7 protein-coding genes and 2 pseudogenes are annotated in these 7,215 nt (G+C 61.6%); 5 read left to right on the top strand and 4 right to left on the bottom strand.

Going from position 1 to position 7,215, the window contains the following annotated elements; genetic code table 11:
- Window positions 1-82 precede the first annotated feature (82 nt).
- The gene (locus tag VZ95_RS08315) at window positions 83-751 is read right to left on the bottom strand and encodes a sulfite oxidase-like oxidoreductase (protein ID WP_045775433.1); all 669 of its coding nucleotides are present in this window, start codon (window positions 749-751) and stop codon (window positions 83-85) included.
- 141 nt (window positions 752-892) lie between these two features.
- Between VZ95_RS08315 and VZ95_RS08310 the strand changes: the two genes are divergently transcribed.
- Window positions 893-1,501 (top strand): LysE family translocator, encoded by a 609-nt coding sequence (locus VZ95_RS08310; protein WP_198148169.1) that lies wholly within the window; start codon window positions 893-895, stop codon window positions 1,499-1,501.
- Window positions 1,502-1,503: 2 nt separating this feature from the next.
- On the opposite strand, the gene VZ95_RS08305 is transcribed toward VZ95_RS08310, so the two are convergent.
- Complete coding sequence (locus tag VZ95_RS08305) at window positions 1,504-1,731, bottom strand: hypothetical protein (RefSeq protein ID WP_156995172.1); 228 nt, start codon at window positions 1,729-1,731, stop codon at window positions 1,504-1,506.
- A 586-nt stretch (window positions 1,732-2,317) separates the two neighbouring features.
- Complete coding sequence (locus tag VZ95_RS08300) at window positions 2,318-2,953, bottom strand: regulatory protein RecX (protein ID WP_052711605.1); 636 nt, start codon at window positions 2,951-2,953, stop codon at window positions 2,318-2,320.
- On the opposite strand from VZ95_RS08300, the pseudogene VZ95_RS08295 reads away from it, so the two are divergent.
- The 4 genes and pseudogenes from VZ95_RS08295 to VZ95_RS08280 form a co-directional block, all read left to right on the top strand.
- Window positions 2,952-3,586: pseudogene (locus tag VZ95_RS08295) on the top strand (ABC transporter permease); the annotation flags it as partial. The gene VZ95_RS08300 and the pseudogene VZ95_RS08295 sit on opposite strands and share 2 nt — an antisense overlap.
- A gap of 322 nt (window positions 3,587-3,908) precedes the next feature.
- A complete protein-coding gene (locus tag VZ95_RS08290) occupies window positions 3,909-5,102 on the top strand; it encodes an aspartate aminotransferase family protein (RefSeq protein ID WP_332308039.1) in 1,194 nt (397 codons plus the stop codon).
- A gap of 4 nt (window positions 5,103-5,106) precedes the next feature.
- Window positions 5,107-6,014 (top strand): annotated as a pseudogene (gene argF, locus VZ95_RS08285) (ornithine carbamoyltransferase).
- Window positions 6,011-6,982, top strand: coding sequence for an Hsp33 family molecular chaperone HslO (locus tag VZ95_RS08280; RefSeq protein WP_045775434.1), 972 nt, complete (start codon window positions 6,011-6,013; stop codon window positions 6,980-6,982). The pseudogene argF and the gene VZ95_RS08280 overlap by 4 nt, the downstream one beginning before the upstream one ends.
- On the opposite strand, the gene VZ95_RS25335 is transcribed toward VZ95_RS08280, so the two are convergent.
- A partial coding sequence (locus VZ95_RS25335; RefSeq protein WP_045775431.1) for a VOC family protein occupies window positions 6,979-7,215 on the bottom strand: 237 nt, incomplete at its 5' end. The two genes, VZ95_RS08280 and VZ95_RS25335, sit on opposite strands and share 4 nt — an antisense overlap.

Raw genomic sequence — 7,215 nt, 5'->3', positions numbered from 1 at the left:
GCCGCTGAAGATATTGAGAATGACTCGCACTAGCAAGATGAATTTGCGAATCGCTCGCACTTAAAGTTTAGCGCCTCAAATTTTACCGATCGTAGCGATCCTCGTTCCAGGGGTCGCCCTCATTGTGATAGCCGCGATTTTCCCAATAGCCGGGTTTATCGTCGGCGCGGAATTCGATCCGCGTCAGCCATTTGGCGGATTTCCAGAAGTAATATTTCGGCACGACCAGCCGCACCGGTCCGCCATGTTCGTGGGTTAGCGGCTCGCCCTCCCAGGAATGGGCCAGCAGCACATCTTTTGCGCCGAAATGATCCAGGCGTAGATTGGTCGTATAGCCATCGGCACTATACAGCATAACGTGCCGCGCCTGCGGCAGTGGTTGAACGAGCCCCAGCAGATGCCGGGCCGAAACCCCCTCCCAGCGGTTATCGAAGCGCGACCAAGCCGTGACGCAGTGAATATCCGACAGGAATTTCTGCTGCGGCTGCGCTTGGAACAGCGCCCAATTCCAGACCTGCGGCGCGCTCACCAGCCCATCGATTTGAAGCGCCCAGGCGTCGGGCGACAGGCGTGGCTGAATGCCAAGATCCAGCACGGGCCAGTTTTTCACCTCGTGCTGCCCTGGCGGCAGGCGTTGACGCAGCGGGTCGCCGCGTTGGCCAGTCAAGAGGCGGCCTTCTTTCGCCCATTCCTGTTTGCGGTCGATCAGCTTGGTGCGGATCGTTCCCCACAGGTTGTCATTCTTGCTCATGTAAGCTCCTTCCGCCGGGCCGCCCAAGGTGCGGTCCTCGCTTAATATGGGTTAGCCGATCCGCTTCGGCGAGGGGGATGATGCGCGCCACCCCCCTTGTCCAGCGCCGCCGATTGTGGTTCGTCTCTGCCCATGGAACTGTTGCTGCTCCTTAAAGGAATTTTGATCGGCCTTACGGTCTCGGCCCCGGTCGGCCCGGTGGCCGTATTGTGCCTGCGCCGCACGCTGCAAATTGGGGCGGCCTACGGGTATGCCAGTGCGGCGGGCGCGGTGGCCGCCGATATGATTTTCGGCATTATCGCCTGTTTCGGGGTCGCGGCGGTGGCGGCGGTGCTGACCGAATATTCAACGCCGCTGCGGCTGGTTGGCGGGTTTCTGCTGCTGGGCATGGGCATTAGCAGTTGGCGCAGTCAGTCGGGGGATATGACGGATGCGGGGCAGGCGGCGCTGATGAAATCCTTCGGCGCGTCCTTCGCGCTGACCATCACCAATCCGATGACGATTTTTGCCTTCACGGGGCTGCTCGCCGCCTCCGACATCGTGAGCCATGATATGAGCCTGGATGCGACGCTAACCGTAATCCTGGGGATTCTGCTGGGCGTCGGGCTGTGGTGGGGCGGGCTTGTCGGGGTTGGGATTGGGCTGCGGCGCTGGCTGGGGCAGCGCGATTTTCGTTGGCTGCATCACCTATCGGGGGCATTGCTGTTGCTGTTTGGCGTGGTGACGCTGCTGTCGGTTTTGGTGGTTTAGCTCTACTGCCAGCTTGGGCCGACGTATTGGCTGATAATCGTGGCGAACCGCCCTTCAGCGACCATTGCGCGCGCGGCTGCGGCGACCTTTGCCGTGATGGGAAGTTCAGCGCGGGATTTGGGCACTTGAAGGCAGGCTTCGGTTGTGCCGAGCGGCAACTGGTCGCCGAGAATCGTATCGGCACCCTCTAACTTGGCGTGGTGCAGCAGCATCACGGTCGATCCAGCCACCCCATCCAAAACGTCCGGCCAAAAGTTTGCGCAGCATTTGGGGAAAGTCGGATTCAATCGATTTGAGAATGGCCGGATCCGTGTCGAAGCCGTCGCCATAGGCGACCCCTCGGATCGTGCCGATACCTTGGGGAAGCTGCCTTAAATCGGCCAGACTATTCACCGTAAAGCCCCGCCGGGCGATGGCGACAATTGGCACCTCAAAAAGACAGACAGGGTACGCGCTATACTCTTCGGCATCGGGGGCACGGAACGAAATTGCAATCGCTAAGCGATTGTCGCGCAACCCCTGGAGAACGCGGGCGAAGGGCTGGGGCGAAATTTGCATCGGCTCGCCCGTCCGGCGGGCAAGCTCCTGAATAATGTCAGAGCTAATGCTCGGCGCATCGGGCGTTGCCGGATTGGGTCCCCAAGGCGCAATATTCGTAACGCCCCAAACGAGCGGTTCGGCGGGGCGAACGTCCGGGGAAAAGAGTGAAAAAATAAAGAGTGCTGAGTATCGAATAAAAATATTTATCATCCGATCTCTCCTCGGGCGGATGCAAAGCATCTTTCGATTCGAAATATAACCTTCAATTCAAATAATTCAATCAGTATCCATGTCATTTTCTGTCAAATAATCTTCATTATCTTTGTAATAATTCAAAACTTGCTTCGAAATGCCGAAGCCGTGCCCGGCGCGCAGCAGCGTCGCCAAATCCTTATCGTGCTGGCGCGGATCGTCGCTGGCTTTGGTGCGATAGGGGCCGAGGCGGCGGCGGCGGGCGAAGGCGCGGGCGGCGGTTAGCGCAATATCCTCCTCTGCCTCTGAAGCGGTGACAGCGAGCACGGCGGTCACGCTGGCGGGCGCAATGCCTTTGGCGCGCAAAGTTTCGACAATCACGCGCGGGCTTTTGCCCTGCCGCAGCAGGGCCGCGACGCGGCCTTCGGTAAAGCGCTGATCGTCGAGATACCCCAGGGCCGCGGCGCGCTGCAGCACCGCTTCCCGCCGGGCTTCGGCCTCGGCGGGGGAAATAAGCTCGGCGGCAAGCGCGGGGTGCAAACGGCGGTCGAGCACCCGGCGCAACATCTCCACCGAGGCGGAGAAACGTTGCAGATAGCGCAGGCTAACGGCCCAGAGCCGTTCGGCGCTGACATTGATCGGGCGCTCCCGCCTTGGTGGACGCTGCCGGGAACGGGGAGTAGGATCGCCGCCGGTTTCAGTTTCAGAGTCGTCCCGCATGTCCGATCCTTCGTTCTCCCTACCCCCGATGCCGCTCCCCCCGATGGGGGTGAACTGGCTCGGGCTCTGGACCCTGTACCTTAAGGAAGTGCGGCGGTTTCTCAATGTTTATACCCAGACCGTCGCCGCCCCGGTGGTGACGACATTTCTGTTTCTGGCGGTTTTCAGTCTGGCGTTGGGGCGCGGGGCCGAGATTGTCGATGGCGTGCCCTATAGTCAGTTCCTCGCGCCGGGCCTCGTGATGATGGCGATGACGCAGAATGCTTTCGCCAATACCTCTTCGTCGCTGGTCATCTCCAAAGTGCAGGGGAATATTGTCGATCTGCTGATGCCGCCGTTGTCGGCGGGCGAAGTGACGCTGGCGCTAACGGCAGCCGGCATCACGCGCGGCCTGCTCGTCGGGCTGGTCACGGGGCTGGCGATGGTGCCCTTCGTGCGCCTCGCCCCGCAGCATATTGGCTTCATCCTGTTTCACGCGTTGGCGGCCTGTACGATGCTGTCGCTGCTGGGGCTGGTCGGCGGGCTGTGGTCGGAGAAATTCGACCATATGAACGCGATTGCCAGTTTCATCATCAGCCGCTCGCCTTTCTGTCGGGCACCTTCTATACGGTCACGCGCCTGCCGGAGACGTGGCAGTTCGTGGCCCATCTCAACCCGTTCTTCTATATGTTGGATGGGTTCCGCTACGGCTTCATCGGCCATGCCGACGGCAATCTGACCGTGGGGATGATCGTGCTGACGGCAATGTGCCTCGCCCTATCTTGTGCGGCCTACACGCTGATTCGCACCGGATATCGCTTAAAAAGCTAAGAAATACCGCATAATTGCTGGGCAGCCCTGCGGGGCGCGCGGGGATTGCCTTTGCGGGCGCGATTGACAGCAGGAACCCCCCTCCCGATACTTCCCCTTTTTTCTTCGCGCCGGGCCGGAGTGGCCGGTCTCGGGCGATTGAGGTGTGGAGGATTCCGCCGTGATTCCGAGCCTGCTCCCCGTGTTTAGCAGGATCAACCTTTCGTTCGAGAAGGGCGAAGGGGCCTATCTGTTCGGCTCGGACGGGCGACGATACCTCGATTTTGCCAGCGGCATTGCGGTGACGGCTTTGGGCCACGCGCATCCGCATCTGGTCGCGGCCCTGAAGGCGGCCGCCGAGAAGCCCTGGCACGTTTCGAACCTCTATGAGATTCCGGAACAAACCCGCCTAGCTGACCGGCTGGTGGCGAATAGCTTTGCCGATACCACTTTCTTCTGCAATTCCGGCGCAGAAGCGCTGGAGTGCGGCATTAAGATGATCCGCAAGTATCACGCCGCCCACGGCCATCCGGAAAAATACCGGATGATTAGCATTCAGGGTGCCTTTCATGGGCGCACGCTGGCGACGATTGCGGCGGGCGGTCAGGAAAAATACCTCGCGGGTTTTGGCCCCAAGGTCGATGGCTTCGATCAGGTCGCGTTCGGCAATCTCAACGAGCTGCGCGCCGCGATCACGCCGCAAACCGCCGGGATCATGATTGAACCCGTGCAGGGCGAAGGCGGCGTGCGCCCGAATGCGCCGGAGTATTTGCAGGCCCTGCGCCAGGTCTGCGACGAATTCGGCCTGCTGCTGCTGTTCGATGAAGTCCAATGCGGCATGGGCCGTAGCGGCAAGCTGTTCGCTTATGAATGGGCGAATGTCGCGCCGGATGTGATGGCTTTGGCGAAGGGCCTCGGCGGCGGGTTTCCGGTCGGGGCGTGCCTTGCCACCGAACGGGCGGCCTCGGGCATGACGGCGGGCGTTCATGGCACCACCTTCGGCGGCAATCCGCTGGCGATGGCGATGGGCAATGCCGTGCTCGACGTGCTGCTGGAGCCGGGGTTCCTGCCCCATGTGGTCGCGGCGGCGGAAAAGCTGCGCAAGGGCCTCGTCAAGATCGTCGCGGAAAACCCGGCGGTCTATGCCGAGGTGCGCGGCGAAGGTTTGCTGATGGGCCTGCGATGCGTCGCGCCAAACGGCGAAGTGCAGACCCGGCTGCGCGAGCAGGGGCTGCTAACCGTTGCGGCGGGCGATAATGTGGTGCGGCTGCTGCCGCCCCTCACTATCGGCGACGCGGAAATTCAAGAAGCGCTGGCGGCTGTTAAAGCCGTGGCCAGTGCCTGGGTAGTGCAGGCGTAATTCCATGACCGTTAAACATTTTCTGGATCTCGATCAGCTTCCCGCAGCGACCCTGCGGGAAATTCTCACCGATTCGGCGCAGATGAAGGCCGAGCTTAAGGCGGGCAAGGGCACGGCTCCCCGCCTTAGCGGCAAAACCCTGGCGATGCTGTTCGAGAAAGCCTCGACCCGCACGCGGGTTTCTTTCGAAGTGGCGATGAAGCAGCTTGGCGGGCAGACCATCGTGCTGCGTCAGGAAGAGATGCAGTTGAAGCGCGGCGAGACGATGGCCGATACGGCGAAAGTCCTGTCGCGCTACGTCGACGCCATCATGATCCGCACCGGCCCGGCCCAGAAGCTCACCGATCTTGCGACCCACGGTTCCGTGCCGGTCATCAACGGTCTCACCGATATGGGCCACCCGTGTCAGGTGATGGCCGATATTCTGACCTTCGAAGAGCATCGCGGCCCGATTGCGGGTAAATCCGTCGCCTGGATCGGCGATGCAAATAACGTGTGTATTTCGTGGGTGCATGCCGCCGCGCGCTTCGGGTTCGAGCTGCGCATCGCCGCCCCCGGTGCACTCGCCCCGAAGCAAGCCTTGCTCGATTGGGCGAAAACCGAAGGCGCGAGCATTCGCGTGACCACCGACGCGCGCGCGGCGGTCTCGGGTGTGGATCTCGTCACCACCGATACGTGGGTGTCGATGGGACAAGAAGTCGCCAACCGCAATTATCTCCTCGCACCCTATTCGGTCGACTCGGCCTCATGGCCTGCGCGAAATCGGAAGCGGTGTTTCTCCATTGCCTGCCCGCCCATCGCGGCGAGGAAGTGACCGAAGACGTGATCGATGGGCCGCAATCTTTAGTCTGGGACGAAGCCGAAAACCGGCTGCACGTTCAAAAAGGTATTCTGGCATGGTGCTTGGCATGAGTAATCCGCTCCCGGCGAACGATCCGGGCATCGCCGACGATCAAACGCTGCCGTTCTTTCTGGAAAAAGCCACCGTGCGCGGGCGGATCGTCCGCTTAGGGCCGAGCTTCAACGAGATCGTCACCCGCCATGCGTACCCGGAGCCCGTTGCGGCGCTCTTGGGCGAAGCGCTGGCGGTGGCGGCAGCCCTTGCGGGCGCGCTGAAGTTCGAAGGCGTCTTTACCCTACAAGCGAAAAGCGACGGGGCCGTGCGTATGCTGGTCGCCGACGTTACCCATAGCGGCCATATGCGCGGCTATGCTCAGGTCGATGAGGACAAGTTGCCGACCGGCCCGGTGCTGCCGTCCGAGCGCATCGACGCTTTGATGGGCAAAGGCTATCTGGCCTTTACCGTCGATCAGGGCGCGGAGATGGAGCGCTATCAGGGCATCGTCGAACTGCAACCCGGCGGGCTTTCGGCCAGCGTGCAGCATTATTTCCGCCAGTCGGAACAAATCGATACGGGCCTGAAGCTCGCCGCCCAACGCACCGCCCAGGGCTGGCGCGCGGGGGCGCTGCTGCTGCAACGCCTGCCAGAAGAGGGCGGCCACGCCCGCACTCTCCTAGACGCGCCCGACGAGGACGAGTCGGCGGAAGCCGATGATAACGCCTGGGATCATCTGATGGCCCTGGTCGGCACCGTCTCGGATATCGAACTCACCGATCCGCAGTTGCCGTCGGACGATCTGCTGTTCCGCCTGTTCCACGAGGAAGAAGATGCCCGCGTCGGCGAGCCGCACCGGCTGCTGGACCGTTGCCGCTGCTCGCGTGGACGCGTCGCCCGCGTGCTGCTGTCGTTGCCCGTGGAAGACCGCGAGCACTTACGCGTCGATGGCGTTGTCTCAGCCACCTGCGAGTTCTGCTCCACGCGCTATCTGTTCGACGATGCCGATTTGGAAAAGCTGGAGGCGATTGGGGAGGAACCTTAGGGCTCTTCCCGCGCGGGGCGGGTTCCGAGTGGCTGAACGAAGCGTAGCAGATAGCCGTCTGGGTCTTGTACGAGCAACTCCATTTGCCCGTGCTCAATGTCGTTTTCGCGGTACCAGGCGGTTTGTGCTTCCTGAAACAGCGGAACCTGAGACGTTGATAAACGCGCCGTGAGGATGGTTAAGTCCTCCACTTCGATTTGAAGATTGATACCGCGACCAAAAGGCTTTTCGAG

This window comes from Elstera litoralis, assembly GCF_000963705.1.
GTDB classification, from domain to species: Bacteria; Pseudomonadota; Alphaproteobacteria; order Elsterales; family Elsteraceae; genus Elstera; species Elstera litoralis.
Note: the sequence above shows the minus strand (reverse complement) of the source record. Positions and strands in the feature narration are given on the sequence as shown.

Excerpts from the sequence above, each read along its gene's own strand:
- VZ95_RS08315 (WP_045775433.1), bottom strand. The coding sequence starts at position 751 with ATGAGCAAGAATGACAACCTGTGGGGAACGATCCGCACCAAGCTGATC.
- VZ95_RS08300 (WP_052711605.1), bottom strand. The coding sequence starts at position 2,953 with ATGCGGGACGACTCTGAAACTGAAACCGGCGGCGATCCTACTCCCCGT.
- VZ95_RS08280 (WP_045775434.1), top strand. The coding sequence starts at position 6,011 with ATGAGTAATCCGCTCCCGGCGAACGATCCGGGCATCGCCGACGATCAA.